Genomic DNA, 24,605 nt, shown 5'->3' with positions numbered 1-24,605 from the left:
GTCTCTCCGGACTCGAAGGATCTTCATCATGACGCGCGCCCGCACTCGCTCCCTGCTCATCGGCCTTGCCACTTGCATGCTTGCCGGTCAATCGGTGCTTGCCACCCCCGCTGCCGGCGCGCCTGCCGAGCCTGCGGTAGCTCGCCAGGGCGGCAAGATCGCCATCGACGTTGGCTCGCAGTTCAAGACCTGCACCATCGGCCACAACGTGCCGGGTGCGCAGACCAGCTTCACCGCCGCGCACTGCGGCATCGAGGGAGCTGAGGTGTACCTCACAGACGCTGCAGGCAACCGTATGGCCGACCCGGCCGGGAAGTTCTCGCCCAGCCCGCAGTTTGAAACCCGGGAGTCTTCTAACGACTTCGGCGTGATCGAGTGGTACGACAGCGTGGTTGTTGAGGAGAACCGCTTCGGCGGTGCAGCGGTGCCGTCGAGTTCGATCGTCTCCGGCGACCAGGTCTGCTACTACGGCTTCGCGTCCCACAACGCGACCGAGACCCCGTCGTGCGGCATCTACCTGGGCAACGTCGAGCAGTCGCTCTTCTTCGACACCCCGGGGTGGCCGAAAGACGGCGACTCCGGCGGGCCGGTGTTCGTTCCAGGCAAAGGGGTCGTTGGAGTGCTGTCCGGACACAACGAACTCACCGTGAGCCCCGGTGCGCAGCGTTTTTACGTGGAGCGCGCGAGCACGCTGCAGAACGGCAACCTCCACTCGAAGCACCAGCTCGAGGAGTGGTTCAAGAGCCAACTTCATCGCCTGCACCGCGAGACCGCGCCAGCGGACGAGCCTGAATTGCCCCCGGAGGTGCCAGCAGTGGAACGTGGTGCTGAGCCGGTGGTGCGCGTCGCGGAGCAGCCAGAAACTCCGAACACCGACACGATGCGGTTCGTCGTTGCGGAGATCGCGGTCATGGTCATCTCTGCAATCATCGGGCTGATTCCGCTCGTGGGCACGGTGCTCGACCTGCGTGCGAAGTCGCTGTAGCGGCGGGGGAGCAACTATGTCGTGGCTCGTTGGACTTAGCCCCTGGCTGCAGCTGCCGATCATTCTCCTCGCAGCGCTGCCGCCAGCCGGTGTCGTGGCCTGGCTGGGATTGAAGATGGTGGATTGGGTAGCCAACCGGTGGGCTACCATGAACAACCATGGCTAACCCGGAGGAGCTGCGGCGGCAAGATCAGCGGCTGCCCAAATCGAAGCGCAAGTACCCCAAATCCCTGGTTACCCAGGTGATGTGGGTCCTCATCGGCCTCGTCATCGTCGCCGCGATCGTGGGTGCGCTGTAGGCACACCCCTTTTCCCATCGCCCCATCGCCTCAGCCCCAAATTGCCTCTACTGGCCCGGGCGGCGTGAAGCCTCAGCCACCCGGTGAAACAGCTCCATCTCTTTCAGATGTTCGAGAAGAACGGGGTTGCCCTGGGCGTCGGTAAGCGGAATGCACCAGTTCTCGTACTGCTCCGAGTTCGTGCCAGGCTGGTTCTGAATCCGCTCATCACCCACCATGTCCACTAGGTTGGTGCACGTCATCGCGGACGGGGTGGAAGCAATGAAGCGGGTAAGCCCGATCAGCAGTGCGTTGACATCGCCGTACTCGCCGAGGTCGCGGTTCATGAAGTCAAGATCCGCTGCCGACGTGCCTTTGAATGCGCCCTCTGCCTGGGCGTGGGCCAGCACCTGGCTGATCCACACCGCGTCGTTGGCGTTGAGCTCGTCCAGGCTCTCCTGCACCAAGCCGAGTTCGTGGCGCAGCTCGTTGTGCGCGCCCTTCATGTACCCCGCGGTCGGAGGCAGGTCGTGTGTGCCCACGGCCGTGAGCGAGAGGTTGCGGTACTGCTCGGACGGCAGCGGCGAGTTGTCCCACGGGGTCGACTCGAACCACAGCACCGTCGTGCCCAGGATGCCTTTGTCGCGCAACACCTCCTGCACCCACGGCTCAAAGGTGCCCAGGTCCTCGCCGACCACCACGGCACCGGCGCGCTGCGCCTCGAGCGCGAGCACACCGACCATCGCCTCGTGGTCGTAGTTCATGTACGCGCCCTCGGCAGGAGAATCCATTCGCGGTAGCCAGAACAGGCGGAAAAGGCCCAAGATGTGGTCCACGCGCACGCCTCCGGAGTGGCGCAGCACCGTGCGGAGCAGATCGCGCCACGGGCCGTAGCCGGCCTCGGCGAGCTTTTGCGGGTTCCACGGCGGCTGCGACCAGTCCTGGCCCTGCTGGGAGTACTGGTCCGGCGGGGCACCGACGGAGGCATCGGCCACCAGCACGTCGCGAAGCGCGTGCGCGTCGGCACCGCCAGGGTGGATACCCACCGCGAGGTCCGTCATAATTCCGATCTTCATGCCCGCAGCCTCCGCGCGCTCTTGGGCGATGCGGCGCTGCTCGTCGGCAATGAACTGCAGCCACATGTAGAACTGGGTGAGCTCGTCGAGCTCTTGCGGCCCAGCGTGGCGGCTCAATTCCGTCTCCACGGCCTGCTGAGCGCACCAGCGCGCGAACTCCTCCAGGCCCTCGCCTTCATCTTCGACGAACATCTCGAAGTCGTTTGCGCGGGCCTCGTCCGACATGGACAGGAAAAACAGTTCGCGCAGCACGGTCAGCTTGACCCGGAAAATCGTGTCGCGGTCCAGCGGCTCGGCGGTGCGGTTCATTCGCTTGAGCGGCTTGGCCAGCTCCATGATCTGCACCCGCACGTGGCTTGAAAGCCGCCGAAATTCCGGCACCGCTTCGACAGAGATGTAGATCGGGTTCACAAACCGGCGCGACGTTGGCAGGTACGGGGAGTCCTCCACCGGCGGGACCGGCTGTGCGGCGTGCACCGGGTTGATCTGGAGGAAGTCTGCGCCCTCCGCCGCGACGATCTCCGCAAGGCGGCCTAGATCGTTGAAGTCGCCGATGCCCCAGGACTCCTCCGAGCGCACCGAGTACAGCTGCGCCATCACGCCCCACACCGGGTGCTGGATGTACTCCTGGTTGGTCTCCAACACCTCGGGCACAACGATCAGCGTGCACACCTCATCCAAATCATCGGATTCCAGGTGCAGCTCATGCCAGCCGATTGGCAGGTCGCCCGGCACGTGGAACGTTGCCTCGCCCCAGGTCACACCGTCATCCGCGGTAAACGGCGGGGTCCAGTTCTCGTCCTGGTACGCGTCGCGCGAGGAGCCGTCCTCAAGCTTGATCCAGCAGTGCGCGTAATGGCCGTCGTGCACGTGCACGTTGAAGTGCTTCTCGTAGCCGGCGGTCGCGACCACGCACGGAGGGAGGGGACGGGTGGCAAACTCCGCTCGGCGGGCTTGCAGGTGGAATTGAAGTTCCTCGTCGCCCGGCTCGTCGTCAAGCGAGACGCCCAAAGCTCGCAGCAACTTCACATACGACGTCTCGGGAGGCGCAGTGATCAGGCCATTCGAGGCGCGGTAGCTGGTACCGAGGCCGTATGCCTCGGCCAGTTGCAGCAGGAGTTCCCCGTTCATCACAGAAGGCAATTCTGCCACAGCACGCGGTAAGGTGGCCCCCATGCCGTCAAAGTCCTGCACCACCGAGCTCGGGTTCACGCTGACCGATCGGGACAATTGCATCCGCCGCCTGATCACCCTCTGCCAAACCCAGCCGCACATCGTCCTCTTTTCCCGCCCCCGCAACTACGAGTGGGTGAACGTGACCGCCGGCGAGTTCCTCACCGAGGTGTACGACGTGGCAAAGGGCCTGATCAACGCAGGTGTAGAGCGGGGCGATCGCGTGGCCATCCTGTCCAACACACGCTACGAGTGGCAGCTCATGGACTTTGCCATCTGGGCCGCCGGCGCGGTGACGGTGCCGGTGTATCCGTCGTCCTCGCTGCACCAGATCCAGTGGATTTTGGAGGATTCCGGCGCGAAAATCGCGTTCGCCGAAACCCGCGACCACACCGAGCTGCTCACGCCGTTTCTCAGCGGGTATGGCGATGCGAAGCTCGAACGGCTCTACGAGTTCAACTCGGCCGGAGTGGAAACCATCAAGTTCGAAGGTCGAGATGTTGAGCAAAAGCTTATCGACGACAGGTGGCAGACGCTTACCCACTCCGACCTCGCCTCGATCGTGTACACCTCCGGCACCACCGGCCGGCCAAAGGGTGTGGAGCTGACGCACGGCAACTGGGCGTACCAGTGCAACGCGCTGCTTGAGAACGAGATTGGCAAGGTGGCGCAGCCCGGCAACCGCGTGGTGACGTTCCTGCCGCTCGCGCACGTTCTGCAACGCGCAGTGTCCATCGCGTGTTCGATAGTGGGGATGACGCAGTCGCACTGGTCTGACACGTCGACGCTGTCCGTGGAGTTGCAGCGTGTGCGTCCGAACCTGGTGCTCGGCGTGCCGCGCGTGTTTGAGAAGGTGCGCGAGGCCGCGTACAACAAGGCCGCCGACGGGTCCGCGATTGGCAAACGTGTCTTTTTGGAGGCGGAGCGCGCCGCGATCGAGTACTCCCAGGCGCTGGACACCGAAGAAGGCCCGTCGCGAGTGCAAAAAGCCAAGGTGAAGATGTTTGAGCGGCTCGTCTACTCCAAGATCAAAGACGGCATCGGCGGCTCAGTCTGGTACGGCATCACCGGCGGGTCCGCGATGAGCTCGGATCTGTCGCACTTCTTCCGCGGCATGGGCGTGCCCATTTACGAGGGCTATGGACTCACCGAAACCTGCGCCGCATCCTGCGTGAACAACAAGCACGCCAATAAGGTCGGCACCGTCGGTCGGCCGGTGAACGGCTACTCCGCCCGCATCAACGAGGACGGCGAGATCGAGTTCAAGGGCCCCGGCGTGTTCACGAAGTATTGGAACAACCCGCAAGCCACCGAAGAGGCGTTCACTGACGGCTGGTTCAACTCCGGCGACCTCGGCGAGATCGATGACGACGGCTACGTGCGCATCACCGGCCGCAAGAAGGACCTGATTGTCACCGCCGGCGGCAAGAACGTCTCGCCTGGGCCGATGGAGGAAATCATCCGCCAAGACCCGCTGATCTCCAACGCGCTGGTGGTGGGCGACGGCAAGCCGTTCGTCGGTGTGCTGGTGACGTTGGATGAGGAAGAGCTCAAACGCTGGAAGGCCAACCACAACATTCCGGCGAACCGCAAGACCGCCGAAGTTGTGCAAGATCCGGCTCTGCGCGCCGAGGTTCAGGACGCGATCAACATGGCCAACGCCACCGTATCGCGCGCTGAAGCGATCAAAAAGTTCCGCATTTTGGACCGCGATCTGAGCGAGCAGAACGACGAAATCACCCCGACCATGAAGGTCAAGCGCAACGTTGTCTTCGAGCGCTTCAAGGACGACATCGACAAGCTGTACCAACGCTAAATGTCGGCGCGCCTTGCAACCTTGGGCGTGCGCGTGCAATAGCATTGCCCCCAGTTTCCTTGTAGTTGCCTAAGATTCTTGGGGGTGTCCTGCGTGCATAAAACTGCCGCCATGCTGCGCCATCGCGAGCTCACCCAGGAGATCTACAACATCGGCGACGAGGTTGCGGAGTACATCGAGCACATCGCCGAATCCATCGCGGATTACGACGGCGAGCTCGCCGACGACTGCCTCGCCGAGTTCTCCGAAATCGTCGACGATGCCCGCCAAGACGCGCGCCGCGTCGTCGGCGAACTCATCGGCCTGCGACAGGCGCTCACCTCAGGCATGCGCGCCGGGGTGCTCTCAGCCTCAGCGCACCCAGAAGAAAAGGTTCCGGAGCCAGAGCTTCTCGACGCTTGCGGGCTCGAAGACCTCTTCCCCCTGGACGCGCCGTACTCCGTGCAGACCATGCACGATGCGCTCACCGGCCGCACCGACCTGGTGATTCAGCACCTCGGCGAGGTGGTTGAGTTCGTGCTCGAGCAGACCGACCGCGTCGCGCGCGAACTCGGTGCCGTGAGCCTGCCGCACCTCTACGCCCGCGTGGGTGATCTGGTCGAAGCTGCCGCCGACGGGTGGATTGAAACCGTCTGCGCCGACCACCCCGCCTTCACGCGCACCATGCGTGGCCAGAACCCGCCCGAGTTCCTGGAGGAGCGCGCGCGTATCAACGCCATCGTGGCCAAGGTCGCCGCAAAGCGCCGCCGCCGCGGCGCCTAGCCCCTGTGCCAGCGCCCGCTTGGGCATCCGCGCCCGCTTGGGCACCGCGCCAGCCAGACGTTCTGTAAAACATTGCAATCTTTTACAGGGATGGAAGGGCAGGACCCTACAATGGCCGCCATGACGCAGCCCTTGCGAAGCTCTACCGACACGCCGCTGGCTGAACCGAGCGCGCCTGAACCGGAGGCGCCCAAACATGACGCGTTCGGCGTGTACATCCACGTTCCGTTCTGTGCGTCCCGCTGCGGATACTGCGACTTCAATACTTACACGCCGACCGAGGTGGACACCTCCCACGCGACGTACCTCGATGCGCTGGAGAAGGAGCTCGAGCTCGCCGCCACCCAGAAACTCCCGAAGGCGGACACCGTATTCATCGGCGGCGGAACGCCAAGCCTGCTCGGCGCCGACGGCCTGGGCCGCATCCTCACCGCGATCAAGAACACGATCGGCATCAATCCGAACGCGGAGATCACCACCGAGTCCAACCCGGAATCGACCAGCCCCGAGTACTTCGAAGGCCTGCTCAGGCACGGTTTCACGCGCGTGTCGCTGGGCATGCAGTCGGCATCCACACCCGTGCTCAGGGTGCTTGACCGCCGCCACACCCCGGGCCGCGCCACCCAAGCTGCCCGCGAGGCGCACGCTGCCGGTTTCGCCCACATCAACCTGGACATGATCTACGGCACGCCCACGGAAACGGACGACGACGTGCGCGCGACGCTCGACGCCGTCCTCGACACGCCAGTCGACCACGTCTCCGCCTACAGCCTCATCGTCGAAGACGGCACCGCCATGGCCCGCAAGATCCGCCGCGGCGAGCTGCCGGAGCCGGACGAAGACACTTACGCCACCCGCTACGAGCTCATCGCCGACGCCCTCGAGAAGAACGGCTTCGACTGGTACGAGGTGTCCAACTGGGCGAAGCCGGGCGGCGAATGCCGCCACAACCTGCTGTATTGGACAGGCGGCAACTGGTGGGGCGCCGGCCCCGGCGCCCACAGCACCATCAACCACACCCGCTTCCGCAACGTGAAGCGCCCGGAGCGCTACGCCGCAATGCTCGCGGGAGGAACTCTCCCCATCGCCGAAACCGAAGAGCTCACCGCCGACATCCTGCACTTCGAAGACATCATGCTGGGACTGCGGCTCAAGCAAGGGGTGCCGTCGGGGTGGGTTAACGGTGACGTCGATAAGCATGTGCGAAACGGCCTCCTTGCGAAAGGTGAGCGCATTGCAGTGACCGACAAGGGCCGATTGCTTATCGACGGGATCATCACCGACCTCCTTGCTTCTGAAGACGCAGAGTAACCTGGGCAACTATGAGTGCGGCGGAAGAGAGGCGACGGGCGGTCCTGCGCGCCATTGTTGCTGATTACATCGCCAGCCAGGAGCCAGTGGGGTCGAAAGCGCTGGTGGAGCGCCACGGGCTGAAGGTGTCGCCGGCGACGATCCGCAACGACATGAGCGTGCTGGAGAGCGAAGGCTACATCGAGCAGACGCACGCGTCGTCGGGACGCATTCCGACGGAGGCTGGCTACCGCGCGTTTGTGGACGCACTGCACGACGTGAAGCCGCTGTCGAGTGCGGAGCGCCACGCGATCCTGGACTTCCTGGAAAACGGCGTGGACATGGAAGATGTGCTGCGCCGCTCGGTGACGCTGCTTGCGCAGCTGACGAACCAGGCGGCGGTGGTGCAGCTGCCCACTCTGAACGTGAGCCGCGTGAAGCACTGCGAAGTGGTGGCGCTTTCGCCAACCCGGCTGCTGTTGGTGCTGATCACGGACGCGGGGCGCGTCGACCAGCGCAACGTGGAGCTGGACGCGCCGATTGACGACGACGGCGTGCGCGCCCTGCGCGAGCTGCTCAACGACGTGCTGGTGGGCGTCACGATGCGCGAGGCGGCGCAACAGCTTGCGGCGCTGGCGGCACGCGCACCGGAGGCGATCGCCCCGGCGGTGGAGCGCGCCACCGCCGTGCTGATTGACACGCTGGTGGAGACCACCTCGGACCGCCTGCTCATCGCAGGCGCCGGCAACCTCATCCTGGCCGGCGAACTGCATACCGTCATCGCCGCGTTGGAGGAGCAGGTGGTGGTGCTGAAACTGCTCGCCAGCGCGCAGGAGCTGGAGCAGGTTTCGGTGCGCATTGGGCGCGAGAACGAGGATGAGGAATTATCGCGTGCCAGCATTGTTACAACTGCATACGGGGCTGGCGCGGAGGCCCTCGGCGGCTTAGGGGTCGTCGGTCCGACGCATATGGACTATCCGGGTACCATTCAAAAGGTTGCCACTGTCGCCAGCTACATCAGCCGCATTCTGCGCGGCGAATAGAAAGGTTTTGTCAGTTTTGGCTCGGGATTACTACGGCATCCTTGGTGTGGACCGGGAAGCGACCGAACAAGAGATTAAAAAGGCGTACCGCAAACTGGCGCGCAAGTATCACCCGGACGTCAACCCGTCCGAGGAGGCGCAGGAGCGCTTCGCGGAGATTTCGCTGGCGCAAGAGGTGTTGCTGGATCCGCAGAAGCGCTCGATTGTGGACCGCGGCGGAGACCCCATGGAGCAGGCCGACATGGGCCCGGGTGCGGGCGGTTTCGGCGGTGGCCTAGGCGATATCTTCGAGGCGTTCTTCGGCGGCGGCGCCGCAGCGCGCGAGCCGCGCTCCCGCGTGCAGCACGGCAACGACGCCCTGCTGCGTACCACGGTCACGCTGGAAGAGGCGTACGCGGGCGTGAAGAAGGAAGTCTCGGTCGATACCGCCGTGGTGTGCGACCGCTGCCACGGCACCGGCTCCGAATCCGAATCTAAGCCCGTCACCTGCGATAACTGTCAGGGCATGGGCCAGGTCCAGGAGGTGCAGCAGTCCTTCCTGGGCAACATCATGACCACGCGCGACTGCCCGAAGTGTCGCGGCTTCGGCGAGATCATCAAGGATCCGTGCCGCCAGTGCGCCGGCGATGGCCGCGTGCGCGCGACCCGCGACATCATCGCGAACATCCCCGCGGGCATCGCCACCGGCATGCGCATCCGCATGGCTGGCCAGGGCGAGGTGGGCCACGGCGGCGGCCCTGCCGGCGACCTCTACGTGGAGGTGCAGGTTGAGCCGCACCCGTACTTCATGCGCGACGGCGAGCACCTGCGCCTGCGCCTCAACGTTCCGATGTACGACGCCGCGCTGGGCACCGAGATCACCGTGCCCAACCTCGCGGGCAGCGATACCCTCATCGAGGTCCCCGCGGGCACCCAGCCCGGCGACACCATCGTGCTGCCCGGCGAGGGCATGCCGATCGTGCGCTCGGACCGCTCGGGCGACCTCATCGCCCACGTCCAGGTGGTCGTGCCCACGGAGCTGTCCAACCAGGAGCGCGAGGCCCTTGAGACATTGCGCGACGGCTGCGCCGACAACACTTCGGTGCATACCGAGGAGGGCCCCGCCGGCGAGGGCTTCTTCTCCCGCGTGCGAGATCGGTTCCGCCGCTAGTGTCGCTGCCGTACTTCCTCAGCGCCAACCCGCTCGCCGGCGTCCTCACCGGCGCGGAGGCGCAGCATGCGCACGTCAAGCGCATCGAGGCGGGGGAGCACATCATGCTTATCGACGGCTGCGGGCTCGCCGCCGAAGTCAAAGTCACCGCAGCCTCAAAATCAGAAGTTCGGGGAGAGGCTGTCGGCCACCACACCGTTCAGCAGCCCACCCCGCGCGTCACCGTCGTCCAGGCGATTCCGAAGTCGGAGCGTGCGGAACTCGCCGTCGACCTCGCAGTGCAGGCAGGGGCGGACGCGATCATTCCGTGGATCTCGCACCGCACCATCGCGCGCTGGCCGGAGAACAAGCAGGCCAAGCAGGTAGAGAAGTGGCAGCAGCAAGCGCTCGCGAGTGCGAAGCAAGCCCGCCGAGCGTGGGTGCCGCAGGTTTCGTCTCCGATGACTTCGCGTGAGCTCGGAGGCGTCGATAAGCAAAAGCTTGTGCTGCACGAGGATGCTGAAACCTCGATCAAAGAGGTGGACCTCGGCGACGAGCTGTACTTGGTGATTGGTCCGGAAGGTGGCATCGGTGCGGACGAGCTGGAGCTGATCGGCGGCACGCCCGTGAAGCTTGGGCCGGAGGTGTTGCGCACGGCGAGCGCGGCGTTTGCTGGGCTTTGTGCGATCGGCACGCTGACAAACCGCTGGTAGGGTAAGGGAGCGTTATGGAAGAACTGGTCACTCGCAAGATCGATCTGGACTCGGCGTACGCGCAGTCCGTGCTCGGGGTCAACGACGAGAACCTGCGGGTGCTCAACCAGAACCTCGGTGTGGACGTGCACGCGCGCGGCACAACCGTGACGGTGCGCGGCGAAGAACACCGCGTGGCGCACGTGCTGCGCGTGTTCGACGAGCTGGAGTCCATGGCGCGCCGCGGCGTACCCATCAGCGCGGACACCGTGGTGCACGCGACCCGCATCATGGAGACGGAGGCGCCGGAGTCCGTCGCGGAGATGCTCGGCGCGGAGATTGTCGCGCGCAAGGGCAAGGTGATCCGCCCGAAGACCGCTGGGCAGCGCCGTTACGTGGATGCGATCGACGAGAACACGATTACGTTTGGCATCGGCCCGGCCGGCTCTGGCAAGACCTACCTCGCGGTGGCGAAGGCGGTGCAGGCGCTGCAGAACAAAGAGGTCAAGCGCATTATTCTGACCCGTCCCGCGGTCGAAGCCGGCGAGAAGCTCGGCTTCCTGCCCGGCACCCTGAGCGACAAGATTGACCCGTACCTGCGCCCGCTGTACGACGCACTGCGCGACATGCTCGATCCGGAGATGATCCCGAAGCTCATCGAGGCCGGCATCATCGAAGTCGCCCCGCTGGCCTATATGCGCGGGCGCACGCTCTCGGATGCGTTCGTGATCCTCGACGAGGCCCAGAACACCACCGGCGCGCAGATGAAGATGTTCCTCACTCGCCTCGGCTTCGGCTCGAAGATGGTGGTCACCGGCGACGTCTCGCAGGTCGACCTGCCGCGCGGCACCGTCAGCGGCCTGCGCGTGGCGCGGCGCATCCTCGGCGATATCGAAGGCATCTCCTTCCAGGAGCTGCGCGCGGACGACGTGGTGCGCCACCACCTGATCTCGCGCATCGTCGCCGCCTACGACCGCCACGACGCGCAGAACGCCGCGCGTTACGAAAAGCGCCAGCGCGAGCTGGAGCGCGAGCGCGAGGCCGAAGCTGGAGCTGGAAGCGGAGCGGAGGCGCAGCCGTGAGCATCGAAGTTTTGAATGAGTCAGGTGAGGCAGAGGTCAATGAGCAAATGCTTATCGACGTCTGCTCCTACGCGCTGACAGCCATGGACGTGCACCCCGACGTGGAAGCCACCATCACGCTGGTGGACGAGCCGACGATGGCAGACCTGCACGTGCGCTGGATGGACCTGGAAGGCCCGACGGATGTGATGAGCTTTCCCATGGATGAGCTCACTCCCGGTGGCGGGCGCCCGGATGCCAAGGAGCTCGGCCCGTCGATGCTCGGCGACATCATCTTGTGCCCGTCGTACGCGCGCAAGCAGGCGGACATGGCCGGCCACGACTTGGCCCACGAGCTCGCGCTGCTCACCGTCCACGGCGTGCTGCACCTTTTGGGCTACGACCACATCGCGCCCGACGACGAGCGCGAAATGTTCGCACTGCAGAACGAGCTGCTCGCGGACTGGTACGACTCGCTGAGCGCGCGCGGGGTGGAGTATCAGCCCAAGCCGACTGGCACGCACGCGTTCCCGTCGGCCGCCGACCGCGACGAGCTGGACCGCAAGATGCGGGAGGCGGATCAGTAGGTGGAATTCACCGCCGCGTACGCCGTCACCACCGTCGTCGCGCTACTGCTTTCGGGCCTTTTAGGCTCGGTGGAGTCGGCGCTTGCCCCGATCTCGCGGGCGCGCGTGGAGACGATGCACAAAGACGAAGTCTCCGGTGCTCATGCGCTGCTTCGCGTCCTGGACAACCGCGCCAGCCACGTCAACACGCTGGTGATGCTGCGGACCGTCCTGGACGTGGTCGCCGCGGTGTTCGCCGCGATGTTGGCTATGGACCTCATCGATTCCGACGCGTGGGCGATCACCGCCGCCGTCGCCGCGGTAACGCTGTTGCAGTTCGGCATCATCGGCGTCTTCGCTCGTACGGCCGGTAAGCGCAACCCGTACACCATCTCGCTGCGCGCCGCGCAGTGGCTTATCGCGTTCCACCGCTTCCTCGGACCGCTGTCCGGCCTGCTCATCAGGGTGGGAAATGTCTTCCACCCGGGCGAGGACTTCCGCGACGGGCCGTATGCCACTGAGGTAGAGCTGCGCGAGATGGTCGAGGTCGCACAGGAACAAGGCGTGGTGGAAACCACCGAAGGCCGCATGATCCAGAACATTTTCGACCTCGCGTCCACCCACGCCCGCCAAGTGATGGTGCCGCGCCCGGAAATGATCTGGATCGAGGACGACAAAACTGCCGCCCAGGTCACGCGCCTCATGGTGCGCTCCGGCCACTCGCGCGTGCCGGTGATCGGCGAGGATGTCGACGACATCGTCGGCGTCGCCTACCTGAAGGACATGTTCGGCGACGACGGCGCACCCATCGACCCAGATACCCGTGTCCTGCGCGCCTGCCGCGAGCCGCTTTTCGTCCCCGAATCGAAGCCGCTCGACGTGCTGCTCAAGGAGATGCAGCAGCTGAACACGCACATCGCCATCGTGATCGATGAATACGGTGGCGTCGCTGGCCTGCTCACCATGGAGGACCTGCTGGAAGAGATCGTCGGCGAGATCACCGACGAATACGACGAGGACGAAGCCGCGCCCATCGAGCACCTCAATGAGCGCCTGCTGCGCGTCCAGGCTCGCCTCCCGCTCGACGACCTGGTCGACCACCTCACCGACCACCTCGACTACGAGCTGGTTTACGAGGACGAGGTCAAAGACTCCGTCGACACCGTCGCCGGCCTACTCTCGTACGAGCTCGGCCGCGTGCCCCTGCCCGGCTCCTCCATCACCCACAACGGGCTGACCTACACCGCCGAAGGCGGCCGCGATCGCCGCGGTCGCGTGAAGACTCGCACCGTGCTCATTGACGTGCCCATCTCCGCGGAAGAGGAGCCGATTGCGCAGGACTGACCGTCGACAAGCAAAATAGCTCCTATGAACATTCTCTCGATCCGATCGGCGGTGGCCTACGGGCACGTGGGAAACTCGGCGGCGGTGTTCCCGCTGCAGCGCATCGGGCACGAGGTCTGGCCCGTGTACACGGTGAATTACTCCAACCACACGGGTTACGGCCAGTGGCAGGGCCCGATCATTCCGGCGGCGGATGTCGCCTCGGTGATTGCGGGAGTCGGGGAGAGAGGGGCTTTTTCGCTTATCGACGCCCTGTTGTCCGGCTACCAGGGCTCTTCCGAGATCGCCGAAGTCATCGTGGATGCTGTGGCGCAGGTGAAAGAGGCGAACCCCGCGGCGATTTACGCGTGCGACCCGGTGATGGGCAACGCGAAGTCCGGCTGCCACGTGGCCGATGACATCCCGCCGCTGCTGCGCTCCAAGGTGGTGCCGGTGGCGGATGTGATCACGCCGAACCAGTTCGAGCTGGGGTATTTGGTGGAGCAGGACGCGACCGATTTGGATTCTACGCTGCGTGCGGCTGCGGCGGCGCGCGAGATGGGGCCGTCGGTGGTGCTGGTGACCTCGGTGGAGCGCCCGGATGCGCCGGAGGACGTCGTGGAGATGATCGCGGTTGACGACGCTGGCGCGTGGATCGTGCAGACGCCTCGCCTGCCGTTCAAGCGCAACGGCTCCGGCGACGTCACCGCCGCGCTGTTCACGGGGCACTATTTGAACGCGGGCGCCGCGGGTGCCGCGGGGGAGTCCGCATCTGCGGGCGGGGCCGCTTCTGCGGGCGAGACCGTACCGATCGCGGAGGCGCTGGCGAAGACCGCATCCAGCGTCTACGACATGCTGAAGCTCACCTTCGAAGCGGACTCGCGCGAGCTGAAACTGGTCGAGGCGCAGGAATTCTACGCCAATCCGCGCATGCAGTTCAGCGTCGAAGCGCTGTAGGCATTGACCGGGACACCCCAGGTGCTATAATTGCGTCATCATGATCAGCCCGTTGCCCAGTGCGCGGGCTGATTTTCTTCCACCGGGGGTTAGGAAGAGTGGAGTATCAAAAAGATTGGCTGTCGGTCGAGCAACAGATAGAGAGATTGCGTTTGCGGGGACTCACGATTGATGACGAATCGCAGGCTGCTCGCCTCCTGAACTCGATCGGTTACTACAGACTCACCGGGTACCTGTACCCATTCTTAGAAACCGAAGCCCGCGTTGATTTCGACGGCCGGCGCCAAATAACGGTTCTCCCCAAATATCGAGAGGGCACAAGGCTAAACGATGCGATCGAGTTAGTGGACTTTGATCGGAGCCTGCGCTTGGCGGTTCTAGATGGGGTGGAGCGGATCGAAATCGCAGCAAGGATGCGGATCGGTCATGAAATTGGCCGGCACGGGCCGTTTACACACGAAAACCCGGATTATTTCGATCGATCCTTCACTGAGTCAAGAACCGACAGCCGTCAACCGGCCGCTAGTAAACACGTCCAGTGGCTCACCAGGGTCAAAGAACGCCGGGATGGGTCCGATGAGAGGTTTGTCGCACACTTTCGAGACAAATACGACGATCGAATGCCAATTTGGGCTCTCACCGAGATCCTCGAGTTGGGACAACTATCCAGACTGTACCAAGGCATGCCCCAAGCAGATGCCGAAACTGTTGCGATTCAGTTTGGTGTCCCCAACAAGAAACTCATGGCAAGCTGGCTTAGCTCGTTGAACTACGTCCGGAACGTAGCGGCTCATCATTCGCGTTTGTTCAACCGTAAGCTTCAACACGCTCCGAAACGCCCGAAGGCGGGACAGATTTCATCTCTGGATCACCTGGTGGAGTCTGACTCTCCGAAAGCTAAATTCGGCACGTATAACGCACTCGCTATAGTTGCCTACCTTCTGCGGTCTGTAGAGACCGGAACAGGTTGGGTGCCGCGCCTTGGCGCATTGCTTTCGACCTTTCCGGAAAGCGACTCGATTACGATTGCGTCCATGGGTGTCCCGGCCGGCTGGCGCGATCTTGACCTGTGGTCGAATCCTTGAAGGGATCCCATAGGATCAATGTGTGAACATCATTTCGCTGCAGTCCGCTGTCACATTCGGCCACGTCGGCAACTCGGCCGCGGTGTTTCCGATGCAGCGCCTCGGCCACGAAGTGTGGCCGGTCTACACCGTGAACTTCTCCAACCACACGGAGTACCCGTCGTGGCGCGGGCCTGTGATCGCGCCCTCTGACGTTGCTGCGGTGCTCGACGGGATGTCCTTCGCATTCAGCGAGGTCGACGTGTTTCTCACCGGTTACCTTGGCTCGCCCGAACTCGCCGAGGTGGTGTTTGACACCGTCCAGCGCATCAAGGCCGCCAATCCGGACGCGCTGTACGTGTGCGATCCGGTGATCGGCAACGCCACCGTCGGGTCGTTCGTGGGCGAGGAAATCCCGGATGTATTCAGGGAGCAGCTCATTCCGCTTGCCGACGCCATTACGCCCAACCATTGGGAACTCGCCCTTCTGACCGGAACCGATTTGCTCACGGTCGGCGACACCGTTTCTGCGGCGCGGAATCTCTGCGACCGTGCACTGGTCACCTCCATCGGTGCGTACACCGATGAGACCCTGGGCATGCTCGACATCACGCCTGATGCGGCCCTGTTGGTGGAAACGCCGCGCCTGGGCGGGAACGTTGTCGGTGCGGGTGACCTGGCGACCGCGCTCTTTGCCGCCATGCAGGATCAACCCAGCGCAGACCGGCTCTCACACCTGGCTGGCACGATGTTCGACATCGTCTCCGTGGTGCGCGAGCGCGACCTCGCTGAACTCCCGCTCGTCGAGTGCCAGGACCTTATCGTCGACCCGCGCTCTCGCTTCACCCCAACCCCGGTCTAGCCAACAACCAACCAGCCAAGCCCCCCGCCCGGCTCCTCCCACTCAACTCCAAACCCGGACAATTCCAGCAAACCCGGATAACTTCATGGTCTTACGTACAAACTTAGATACATAATGGCCACCAACTATCCGGGTTTGTCGGCATTGTCCGGGTTTGAGATGGGTTTTGGCCCGGCCTGGGACGGGCTGGGTCGTCGGGGTGAGTGGTTGGGGCTGGGCATGGGCACCAAGGGCAGCGGCGCTCGGCCGGTAGAATCACCGACATGAACCCCACCAACGACGGCGCCTTCTTCCCTGACTTCGATGAGGCCGACTTGCCCGCGGACGCAAATGCGAACGTGGATGCCGCTGCGGGAACCGGCGGGGATGCTGCCGCAGGTGCAAACGCGGAGGCCGCTACAGGTGAGAGCGCGGGGTACGGGGGATTCACGGACACGCCCGAGGGGTTCCGCTCCGGCTTCGTCGGGTTTGTGGGTAGGCCGAACACTGGCAAGTCGACGCTGACGAATGCGCTGGTGGGCGAGAAGATCGCGATTATGGCGGATCAGCCGGAGACGACTCGTCACCCGATTCGCGGCATCATCAACCGCGAGGACGCGCAGATCATCGTGGTGGACACACCGGGCATCCACCGCCCGCGCACGCTGCTCGGCGAGCGCCTCAACGACGCGGTCAAAGACACCTACGCCGAGGTCGACGTCATCGGGTTCACCGTTCCGGCCGACGAGAAGATCGGTCCCGGCGACCGCTACATTTACGAGCAGATTCGGGCGGTGAAGCCGAATGCGCCGATCGTCGGCATTGTGACCAAACTGGACAAGGCGTCGAAGGATGTTGTCGGCGAGCGCCTCATCGAGCTCCACGAACTGCTCGGCGAAGAATCCGAGGTCGTTCCGATCTCCGCGACCTCCGGTGTGCAACTCGACGTGCTGCTCGACGTTTTGGTGGACAAGCTGCCGGAAGGCCCGCGCTTTTACCCGGAAGACCACGTCACGGACGAGGACATGGAAACGCGCATCGCTGAGCTGATCCGTGAGGAAGCGCTGCAAGGCTTGCGTGAAGAGCTGCCGCACTCTGTCGCGGTGCAGATCGATGAGATGCACGTCGACGAGGCGGACACCAACGACCCGAAGCGCATGATGATCTACGCCGTGATCTACCTCGAGCGCCCGGGACAGAAGAAGATCCTCGAAGGCCCGGACGGGCGGCGTCTCAGCGGCATCACGCACCGCGCGCGTCGCCAGATCGTCGACCTCATCGGCCGCAACGTTTACCTTGACCTGCGCATCAAGGTGCTGAAGAACTGGCAGTCCGACCCGAAGGCACTTGGCCGCCTTGGCTTCTAGCTCCAGCTCCCGCGGATTCCGAGCAGGCGGCTCCAGGCCGTCGTGGCGCGACCGCGCCTTCGTCGTGCGCACCTACGACTTCGCCGAAGCCGATCGCGTGATTGTCCTGCTCACCCGCGACCACGGCCTCGTCCGCGGGGTGGCGAAGGGGGTCCGCAAGTCCAAATCCCGATTCGGGTCGCGCCTACAGCCGTTTGTTGATGTGGACGTGCAGGTGTATCCGTCGAAAAGCAATGGCTTGTCGACGATCACCGGTGCCGACACGGTGACCTATTACGGGCACAAGATCACCGACGATTTCGACCGCTACACCGCCGCGTGTGCGGTAATGGAGACGGCGGAGCGTCTCAGCTTCGATCAGGGCGACCCGGTGCTGTTTGCGCTGGTGGAGGAGGCGCTGGAGCGGCTGCAGCGCGCGGAGCACCCAACAATGGTGCTGGACAGTTTCATTCTGCGCGCGACCGAGCATGCCGGCTGGGGCTTAAGCCTGTTCAACTGCGCGAACTGCGAAGCGCCGGGGCCGCACAAGGCGTTCAACGCGGCTGTCGGCGGCGCGGTGTGCAACAACTGCCGCCCGCCGGGGTCGGCGGATGTGAACCCGGAGGTGCTGCACACGATGTGGCTGATTCAGCACGGGCGCGCCGCCGACGCGGAGTTCGTGGAACAGATGCACCGGCTGACTACGGCGCATCTGCAGTACAACCTGGAGGCAGGTCTGAAGTCTCTGCGCATCATGGAGCAGGCATAATAGAGGGGTGAATTTCCCGCAGCCGCCCGCAATTGACCCGCAGTTCATCCCTCGTCACATCGCGCTGGTGATGGACGGCAACGGTCGCTGGGCGCAAGAGCGCGGGCTGCCGCGCACCGCCGGGCACCAGCGCGGCGAGGCGGTGCTGATGGAATGCGTCGATGCCTGCATCGCGCTCGGCCACGTGGAATGGCTCTCCGCGTACGCGTTCTCCACGGAGAACTGGCGCCGCTCACACTCCGAGGTCCGCTTCCTCATGGGCTTTAGCCGCGACGTGCTGCGCCGCCACCGCGACGAACTGCACGAGAAGAACGTGCGCGTCGTGTGGGCGGGCCGCCGCCCACGCCTGTGGCGCAGCGTCGTGCGCGAACTCGAGGAGGCAGAAGAGCTCACCCAAGACAACACCGGGGTCACGCTCGCTATGTGCATCAATTACGGTGGCAGGGCAGAGCTTGTCGACGCCACCCGCGCCATGGTCAAAGACGCCAACGCCGGGCTCATCCGCCCCGAGGACATCACGGAGAAGTCGCTGTCGGAGTTCCTCTACCGCCCGGATATGCCGGATGTGGACCTCTTCTTGCGGCCTTCGGGGGAGCGGCGCACGTCGAACTTTCTGCTGTGGCAGTCGGCGTACGCGGAGATGGTGTACCAGGACACGCTGTTTCCGGACTTCACCCCGCAGCACATGTACGACGCCGTGTTGGAGTACGCGAAGCGCGACCGACGCTTCGGCGGTGCGGTGGATAAGTTCGCGCCCGAGTCGAGCTAGGCGCGCGATTCCTGGCACGTGACGCAGGTGCCGTAAATCTCGGCATCGTGGCCGACGAGCTCGTAGCCGAAGCGTTCCGAGATTAGCTCGGCCCACTTCTCCACAGGCCCGCCTTCAACTTCTTCGCTGCGTCCGCAACTGGTGCACACCAGGTGGTGATGGTGGTGGTCGGTGAGACAGTGGCGGTAGAGGGTTTCACCCTCCGGGGTCTGGAGCACATCGACAGCGCCGATCTCGGAGAGGGACTGCAGGGTGCGGTAGACCGTCGTTAAGCCTGCTTGCTCTCCGCGAGCTTCGAGTGCTTCATGGATGGTTTTTGCTGAGGCGAACTTGTCGATTTCCCGCAGGGTTTCCACGACCGCTGTCCGCTGCTTGGTCATGCGGGGGCCGAGCTTGGGAATCGGCTGGGTGCTGGACTGGCTGCGGCGCTGCGGGGACATGTGCGCCTAGGTTAGTCCTTCTTCGGGCGCGCGGTGGACGGGGTGAGGCCAGGGTCTTTGTCGGGCCGGATTCCGGGAGGCGGCTCGTTGACTGCCACAATGCCCCCGCCGGGCATTGCGGCGGCGGGCTTACGCCGTGAGGACTCCTTCGTGCTGCGGCGGTGGTCGAGTTCGCCGGTGCCGGCGACGGTGGATAGTTCGACGATGATGTCGATAATCGCTGGCTGCGCCAGGGAGTAGATGACCTCACGGCCGGCGCGGCGTGATTCCACGAGTCCGACGCACTTGAGCACGCGTAGGTGCTGCGAGATGAGTGGCTGGGATTTGCCCAGCTTGGTCACCAACTCGTGCACGACGTGGTCGCCGGTATGGAGCAGAAACAGGATGCGGAGGCGAAGTTGGGAGTCAAGTGCCCCGAGAAGCTCCGCAACGAGCTCGAGCTCTCGGGGTGCCAAAGAACCAGGATCGCGCATGGCGGAAGGCCCGTCTCCCTTCTCTCCTGGATGCCCGGGAGTTCGTCAGCGGTTAATGAAACGTTGATAGGTTAATATTGCCAAACTGCTGAAAATGTTACTGCACTGAGGGTACACAACGAGACTTAAATGTCTAAATCTCTATGTTTGGCGGGCGCTGCCTTGGCGCACTGGGCACACAGCTTGTCGCACGTGTTCGCTACACTAGGCACGATAACTTTCCGTCCCTGCATTTATCCAGGAGATTTCAACGTGCCGGCGAGCAAGATCGATACAGTAGTCAACCTCTGCAAACGTCGAGGGCTGGTGTACCCCGCAGGTGAGATCTACGGCGGTACCCGCTCTGCATGGGACTACGGCCCGCTTGGCGTGGAGCTGAAGGAGAACCTCAAGCGCCAGTGGTGGCGCCACATGGTGCAGCTGCGCGAGGACACCGTGGGTGTTGACACTTCGATCATCTTGCCGCGCCAGGTGTGGGTGGCTTCCGGTCACGTCGAGGTGTTCACTGACCCACTGGTGGAGTCCTTGCACACCCACAAGCGCTACCGCGCCGACCACCTGCTGGAGGCGTACGAGGAGAAGCACGGCCACCCGCCGGCTAACGGCCTCGCCGACATCCCGGATCCGGAGACCGGCCAACCAGGCAACTGGACTGAACCGCGCGCGTTCTCCGGCCTGATGAAGACCTACCTCGGCCCGGTAGATGATGAAGAGGGTCTGCACTACATGCGCCCGGAGACCGCTCAGGGCATCTTCGTGAACTTCAAGAACGTGATGACGTCGGCGCGTATCAAGCCGCCGTTCGGCATCGCCAACATCGGTAAGTCCTTCCGCAACGAGATCACCCCGGGCAACTTCATCTTCCGTACCCGCGAGTTTGAGCAGATGGAGATGGAGTTCTTCGTTAAACCCGGCGAGGACGAGACCTGGCACCAGTACTGGATTGATAACCGCCACCAGTGGTACGTCGATCTGGGCATTGACCCGGAGAACCTGCGCCTCTACGAACACCCGCAGGAGAAGCTCAGCCACTACTCCAAGCGCACCGTGGACATCGAGTACGCTTTCGGTTTCACCGGTTCGAAGTGGGGCGAGCTTGAGGGCGTGGCCAATCGCACGGATTACGACCTGAAGACGCACGCCGAGGCATCGGGCGAGGACCTGAGCTTTTTCGACCAGGAGACCAACGAGCGCTGGATCCCGTACTGCATCGAGCCCGCTGCGGGTCTCGGTCGCGCGATGATGGCCTTCCTCATCGATGCTTACCACGAGGAAGAGGCCCCGAACACCAAGGGTGGCACCGACACCCGCGTCGTGTTGCGCCTGGACCGCCGCCTCTCGCCTATCAAGGTCGCGGTCCTGCCGCTGTCGAAGAAGCCGGAGCTTTCCGGCCCGGCCGAGGTGCTCGCGCGCACCCTGCGCCAGCACTGGAACATCGACTACGACACCTCCGGTGCAATCGGCCGCCGCTACCGCCGCCAAGACGAGATCGGCACCCCGTTCTGCGTGACCTACGACTTTGACACCCTCGAAGACCAGGCGGTCACCGTGCGCGAACGCGACACCATGGAGCAGGAGCGCGTGCCGCTGGCGGAGCTCGAGAGCTACCTCGCCGCCCGCCTCATCGGCTGCTAGGGGCAGGAGTACTCGCGCATGCACTACGTGAGCTGGGACCGCGCCGACAAGGACAACCTGAAGCTGCTCGCCGAGGCAGGCCCTGAGGTGCTCGGCGTGTTCCAACCCGACCGGGCAAGCGTCAACGGTGAGATCTGGGACTTGGTGGTCAGCCCCGAGTCCGGCGCGATCGCCACCCGCGGTGGCGACGAAATTGTCCGTGCGCACGATCCGCTGCGCCGCGGCGACCGCGTCCGCGTCGACATCGAGGGCCGTCAGTACCTCATGGTCGGCGAGAGCTCGCGCAACTGGATCATCGACGACGCCGACGGCAACAAAGTCGCCCAGTTCACCCGCGACCAGTCTGGCGTGCGCAAAGCCATCCTCGAGTTCGAGGGCGAAACCCACCTGCCGTTGACCGACATCGCGGGCTTGGCCTGGCTCTCGCGCTCGCTCACCGAGGCCCGCCAAGTCCAGTCGGCGAACGTCCTCATCGCTACACTCACGCTCATGTCCGCAGTCGCGCTCGCAGTTTGGTTCCTGATGTGATCTGGCAGAGCACTTCGCTTATCGACGGCCCGGTCAACGCCCATTTCGACGCAACGTCGAACACCTTGGTCGCGGGGTCAGAGACGCTTCGGTTCACCTCCACCGACCCGACTGACCTACGTGCCGTCGACGCGGAGGGCCACACCTACCGCCTGGTCAAGCGCAGCATCACCGTCGCGCGCTACGAGGCCATCTGCAGCGCTGAAGGTGCAACGGGGGAGAGGGGCCGCCGCTACACCGCGCGACGCGCGGGCGGCGTCATCGAGCGGCGTCGCGAGATTGCCAATGAGGCTGGCGAGCCGGTTGCGGTGGCCGTCGGCAAGCTAAATGGCGATCTTGAGCTGCGGCCGACTGGTGGTGCCCAGGTGCCGTTTCTGGACCTGGCGTTCATCTCGTGGGCGCTGACGTATGTGGATGCGCCCACGCGACGCACGCTCTACTAACCCAAAGCTAATTAGAAGGTGCCGCCGCGAGAGATCGGCCCGCCACCGCCGCCGCCGGAGAATCCGCCGCCGCCCATGGAGCCGCCGCGGTAGCCTCCGCCGCCACCGCCGCCGAGGATCGCACCCCACAGCACAGCCTGCGCCATGCTGTTCGCGGTCTGGCGGTTCTGGGCTGCGCGGTAGCGGTCGATGTCGTCGTTCGCGGCCTTCGCGGCGCGGCGTGCGGTGTCGGTTGCGGCGCGCGCCCACTCGATGGCGTTGCGGGTATCGCGGGTGCGCAGCTGGTGCGCCTGCGCGTGCTGCTTCTTCGCCTCCGCGAGCAGGGTGCGCGCGTGGGAGCCGATGATGCGGCCGCGGGAGCGGATGAGGTCCTCTGCGCCCTGGATCTGCGCGGTGGCCACCTGCATCTGCTGGTCGAAGAGTTGGAGCAGACGATTCTGGTCACCGGCCGCGCCGCGGGCGCGCTCGAGCTCTTGATCCACGCGCGCATCCACGTCGGCGAGCTCGGTGTAAAGCGCAAGCGGCTCGGAGTCCACGCGCGAATCCGCGGTCGCCAGCACCTCGCGGGCAGCGGCGGCCACCTCGTCGAGGGCGCGGACGTCGATACGCGCGCCCTGCTGGGTTGCGCCCTTGATCTGCTCGATCTCGCGGAGCTCGTCCTCGATCTCGCGGCGCAGTGCCGGCAGGTTGTTCTGCGCGGTGCGGATGTTGTCTTCGGCGTGCTCGATGCCGGCGAGGTTCTTGTCGGCGATGTCCACGGCGCGTTCCGCGTTGGCCAGGATGTCGATGAGGGCGCCTTGGCGGCCGGCCCCGGCGTCGGCAAGCTTGCTGGCTTCGTTGAGGTGTTTTTCTGCCTCCTCGAGCGACTCGGTGGCGATGTCGACGTTTTCGGTGATGCTCTGGATCATCTCCTGCGGGTGACGCTGCTTCAGCTCATCGAGCGTGCGCTGCGCAGGTTCGAGGCGCGCACGGATGTCGATGGTGCGGGCGCGAACCTTGTCCACCTCTTCCGGCGCGCGCATGAGCACGCCGCGCATCTCGTTGAACTCCTGCGTCTTGTCGCGCAGGGACTGCTCGGCCTGGCCGGCGGAGGAGATGATGTCCACAAGCATCGCGCGCTTCTCCGGCTCGGTCTCGGGGATCGCGTCGTAAAGCTTCTGGTGCGTGGAGAACGCGCGCTGCAGCGTCGTCGTCGCAGAGTTCATTGCGGAGGTGAACGGGCGGACGCGGTCCGCGCCGAACTCGGCGGTAGCCAGGCGCAGTTCCTCGCGGCCCTGGTTGACGGACTCGTCGGCGGAGACGAGCGCCTCGCGGGCGCGCTCCTCGAGCGTCGGCGTCGGCAGGCGGCCCAGCGAATCGGTGTCCGACGGGTCGAGCGCACGAGCGGATTCGAGCTGCTTGGAGCGGGTCTTCGTGTCGTTGCGTCGCGATGCCGCGTAGAGACCGCCGCCAGCCAGCGCCGCCACGCCGAGGCCGCCGGCGACCCAGCCGGTACCGCTGCCGCCGTCGCCCGAACCGGATCCGCCGGAACCGCTACCAGCGCCAGCACCACCACCAGAACCTGAACCCTTGCCTGCAGTCACCGCAGCTTCCGCCGCGTCTATCGCCGCACCGGCCCAGTCCTGCTCAGTCAGGCGCGCGTACGCGGCGTCCTCCATCGCGTCAATCTCCGCGGTGGTCCACTCAGTGCTGTCGCCGGAGACCGCAAACGCGCGCTCGTTAGGCGAGATCGCCAACACCGCCGTGTTTGTGCCATTGGCCTCGACAGCCTTGCCCACCCAGTCCGATGGCTTCATGCCGCCGAAGCTGTCCAAGTAAATCACGCGCAGCGACTTCTTCTTCTCAGCGCTGAGCTCCTGGATCGCATTTTCAATCTTGGAGATGTCACCATCGGAGAGCACCCCTGCTTCGTCGGTCACCGGCTGGGTAAGCAGCCGAGGACCCGAAGCGGTGCCAACCTGGGCCACAATTTGCACGTCTTCTTGCGCGCTTTGCTGCACGGCGTCCTGCACAGTCGCGGGGGCAATCGCCATGGCCACGGGGGCTGCGGTCAGCGCGGCGGCACCGGTAAGCATGGGCGCGGCCACAAGGAGGCGGAGGTAACGATGATTCATACCCGATAGGGTAGTCGTATCCGCGCCACAAC

Annotated in this window: 25 protein-coding genes; 21 read left to right on the top strand and 4 right to left on the bottom strand. The window is 64.6% G+C overall.

The annotated features are described in order from the left end of the window. The first annotated feature begins 28 nt into the window (after nucleotides 1-28). From CGLAU_RS09385 to CGLAU_RS12390, 3 genes are read left to right on the top strand one after another with little or no spacing between them, the layout of a single operon-like run. Nucleotides 29-985 (top strand): chymotrypsin family serine protease, encoded by a 957-nt coding sequence (locus tag CGLAU_RS09385; protein ID WP_095660470.1) that lies wholly within the window; start codon nucleotides 29-31, stop codon nucleotides 983-985. Nucleotides 986-1,001: 16 nt separating this feature from the next. After that, entirely contained in the window at nucleotides 1,002-1,151 is a 150-nt protein-coding gene (locus CGLAU_RS12395; protein ID WP_198304907.1) for a hypothetical protein, read from the top strand. Further along, complete coding sequence (locus CGLAU_RS12390; protein WP_095660469.1) at nucleotides 1,144-1,284, top strand: hypothetical protein; 141 nt, start codon at nucleotides 1,144-1,146, stop codon at nucleotides 1,282-1,284. The genes CGLAU_RS12395 and CGLAU_RS12390 overlap by 8 nt, the downstream gene beginning before the upstream one ends. A 47-nt stretch (nucleotides 1,285-1,331) precedes the next feature. Here the strand turns inward: CGLAU_RS12390 and CGLAU_RS09375 are convergent, their stop codons facing one another. Continuing rightward, nucleotides 1,332-3,470 carry a 4-alpha-glucanotransferase gene (locus tag CGLAU_RS09375; protein WP_198305104.1) on the bottom strand — a complete coding sequence of 713 codons (2,139 nt, stop codon included), beginning with the start codon at nucleotides 3,468-3,470 and terminating at the stop codon, nucleotides 1,332-1,334. Nucleotides 3,471-3,513: 43 nt separating this feature from the next. Between CGLAU_RS09375 and CGLAU_RS09370 the strand changes: the two genes are divergently transcribed. From CGLAU_RS09370 to CGLAU_RS09300, 15 genes are all read left to right on the top strand, one after another. Then, nucleotides 3,514-5,328 (top strand): AMP-dependent synthetase/ligase, encoded by a 1,815-nt coding sequence (locus CGLAU_RS09370; RefSeq protein WP_095660468.1) that lies wholly within the window; start codon nucleotides 3,514-3,516, stop codon nucleotides 5,326-5,328. Nucleotides 5,329-5,421: 93 nt separating this feature from the next. Beyond that, the gene (locus CGLAU_RS09365) at nucleotides 5,422-6,090 is read left to right on the top strand and encodes a hypothetical protein (protein WP_095661157.1); all 669 of its coding nucleotides are present in this window, start codon (nucleotides 5,422-5,424) and stop codon (nucleotides 6,088-6,090) included. A 120-nt stretch (nucleotides 6,091-6,210) separates the two neighbouring features. Continuing rightward, the gene (hemW, locus tag CGLAU_RS09360) at nucleotides 6,211-7,401 is read left to right on the top strand and encodes a radical SAM family heme chaperone HemW (protein ID WP_095661156.1); all 1,191 of its coding nucleotides are present in this window, start codon (nucleotides 6,211-6,213) and stop codon (nucleotides 7,399-7,401) included. An 11-nt stretch (nucleotides 7,402-7,412) separates the two neighbouring features. Next, entirely contained in the window at nucleotides 7,413-8,423 is a 1,011-nt protein-coding gene (hrcA, locus tag CGLAU_RS09355; protein WP_095660467.1) for a heat-inducible transcriptional repressor HrcA, read from the top strand. A 16-nt stretch (nucleotides 8,424-8,439) separates the two neighbouring features. Beyond that, complete coding sequence (dnaJ, locus tag CGLAU_RS09350) at nucleotides 8,440-9,573, top strand: molecular chaperone DnaJ (RefSeq protein ID WP_095660466.1); 1,134 nt, start codon at nucleotides 8,440-8,442, stop codon at nucleotides 9,571-9,573. After that, entirely contained in the window at nucleotides 9,573-10,265 is a 693-nt protein-coding gene (locus CGLAU_RS09345) for a 16S rRNA (uracil(1498)-N(3))-methyltransferase (RefSeq protein ID WP_095660465.1), read from the top strand. Before dnaJ ends, CGLAU_RS09345 begins: the two co-directional genes overlap by 1 nt. A 14-nt stretch (nucleotides 10,266-10,279) precedes the next feature. Continuing rightward, nucleotides 10,280-11,326, top strand: a complete 1,047-nt coding sequence (locus tag CGLAU_RS09340; RefSeq protein WP_095660464.1) for a PhoH family protein — start codon at nucleotides 10,280-10,282, stop codon at nucleotides 11,324-11,326. Then, nucleotides 11,323-11,892: an rRNA maturation RNase YbeY gene (gene ybeY / locus CGLAU_RS09335; RefSeq protein ID WP_095660463.1), complete on the top strand. Its 570-nt coding sequence runs from the start codon at nucleotides 11,323-11,325 to the stop codon at nucleotides 11,890-11,892. Before CGLAU_RS09340 ends, ybeY begins: the two co-directional genes overlap by 4 nt. Further along, entirely contained in the window at nucleotides 11,893-13,215 is a 1,323-nt protein-coding gene (locus CGLAU_RS09330) for a hemolysin family protein (protein WP_095660462.1), read from the top strand. A gap of 24 nt (nucleotides 13,216-13,239) precedes the next feature. After that, the gene (gene pdxY, locus CGLAU_RS09325; protein ID WP_095660461.1) at nucleotides 13,240-14,151 is read left to right on the top strand and encodes a pyridoxal kinase PdxY; all 912 of its coding nucleotides are present in this window, start codon (nucleotides 13,240-13,242) and stop codon (nucleotides 14,149-14,151) included. 98 nt (nucleotides 14,152-14,249) lie between these two features. After that, complete coding sequence (locus CGLAU_RS09320) at nucleotides 14,250-15,236, top strand: Abi family protein (RefSeq protein WP_095660460.1); 987 nt, start codon at nucleotides 14,250-14,252, stop codon at nucleotides 15,234-15,236. A 22-nt stretch (nucleotides 15,237-15,258) separates the two neighbouring features. Beyond that, nucleotides 15,259-16,077 carry a pyridoxal kinase gene (gene pdxY, locus CGLAU_RS09315; RefSeq protein WP_095660459.1) on the top strand — a complete coding sequence of 273 codons (819 nt, stop codon included), beginning with the start codon at nucleotides 15,259-15,261 and terminating at the stop codon, nucleotides 16,075-16,077. A 263-nt stretch (nucleotides 16,078-16,340) separates the two neighbouring features. Further along, nucleotides 16,341-17,423 (top strand): GTPase Era, encoded by a 1,083-nt coding sequence (gene era, locus CGLAU_RS09310; protein ID WP_095660458.1) that lies wholly within the window; start codon nucleotides 16,341-16,343, stop codon nucleotides 17,421-17,423. Further along, nucleotides 17,413-18,171, top strand: coding sequence for a DNA repair protein RecO (recO, locus tag CGLAU_RS09305; RefSeq protein ID WP_095661155.1), 759 nt, complete (start codon nucleotides 17,413-17,415; stop codon nucleotides 18,169-18,171). The genes era and recO overlap by 11 nt, the downstream gene beginning before the upstream one ends. A 7-nt stretch (nucleotides 18,172-18,178) precedes the next feature. Then, on the top strand, nucleotides 18,179-18,940 hold the full coding sequence (locus tag CGLAU_RS09300; RefSeq protein WP_095660457.1) for an isoprenyl transferase: 762 nt from the start codon (nucleotides 18,179-18,181) through the stop codon (nucleotides 18,938-18,940). Here the strand turns inward: CGLAU_RS09300 and CGLAU_RS09295 are convergent. Both CGLAU_RS09295 and CGLAU_RS09290 read right to left on the bottom strand, forming a co-directional pair. Next, the gene (locus CGLAU_RS09295) at nucleotides 18,937-19,380 is read right to left on the bottom strand and encodes a Fur family transcriptional regulator (RefSeq protein ID WP_095660456.1); all 444 of its coding nucleotides are present in this window, start codon (nucleotides 19,378-19,380) and stop codon (nucleotides 18,937-18,939) included. The two genes, CGLAU_RS09300 and CGLAU_RS09295, sit on opposite strands and share 4 nt — an antisense overlap. Before the next feature lie 11 nt (nucleotides 19,381-19,391). Beyond that, a complete protein-coding gene (locus tag CGLAU_RS09290) occupies nucleotides 19,392-19,853 on the bottom strand; it encodes an ArsR/SmtB family transcription factor (RefSeq protein WP_095660455.1) in 462 nt (153 codons plus the stop codon). A gap of 252 nt (nucleotides 19,854-20,105) precedes the next feature. Between CGLAU_RS09290 and CGLAU_RS09285 the strand changes: the two genes are divergently transcribed. The 3 genes from CGLAU_RS09285 to CGLAU_RS09275 are packed head-to-tail and all read left to right on the top strand — an operon-like array spanning nucleotide 20,106 to nucleotide 22,459. Further along, nucleotides 20,106-21,488: a glycine--tRNA ligase gene (locus CGLAU_RS09285; protein ID WP_095660454.1), complete on the top strand. Its 1,383-nt coding sequence runs from the start codon at nucleotides 20,106-20,108 to the stop codon at nucleotides 21,486-21,488. A gap of 18 nt (nucleotides 21,489-21,506) precedes the next feature. After that, a complete protein-coding gene (locus CGLAU_RS09280; RefSeq protein ID WP_095660453.1) occupies nucleotides 21,507-22,016 on the top strand; it encodes a hypothetical protein in 510 nt (169 codons plus the stop codon). Then, a complete protein-coding gene (locus tag CGLAU_RS09275) occupies nucleotides 22,013-22,459 on the top strand; it encodes a hypothetical protein (protein ID WP_095660452.1) in 447 nt (148 codons plus the stop codon). The genes CGLAU_RS09280 and CGLAU_RS09275 overlap by 4 nt, the downstream gene beginning before the upstream one ends. 11 nt (nucleotides 22,460-22,470) lie before the next feature. On the opposite strand, the gene CGLAU_RS12570 is transcribed toward CGLAU_RS09275, so the two are convergent. Then, on the bottom strand, nucleotides 22,471-24,573 hold the full coding sequence (locus CGLAU_RS12570) for a TPM domain-containing protein (protein WP_095660451.1): 2,103 nt from the start codon (nucleotides 24,571-24,573) through the stop codon (nucleotides 22,471-22,473). Between the last annotated feature and the right edge of the window lie 32 nt (nucleotides 24,574-24,605).

It is taken from the genome of Corynebacterium glaucum, assembly GCF_002287505.1.
Classification (GTDB): domain Bacteria; phylum Actinomycetota; class Actinomycetes; order Mycobacteriales; family Mycobacteriaceae; genus Corynebacterium; species Corynebacterium glaucum.
Note: the sequence above shows the minus strand (reverse complement) of the source record. Positions and strands in the feature narration are given on the sequence as shown.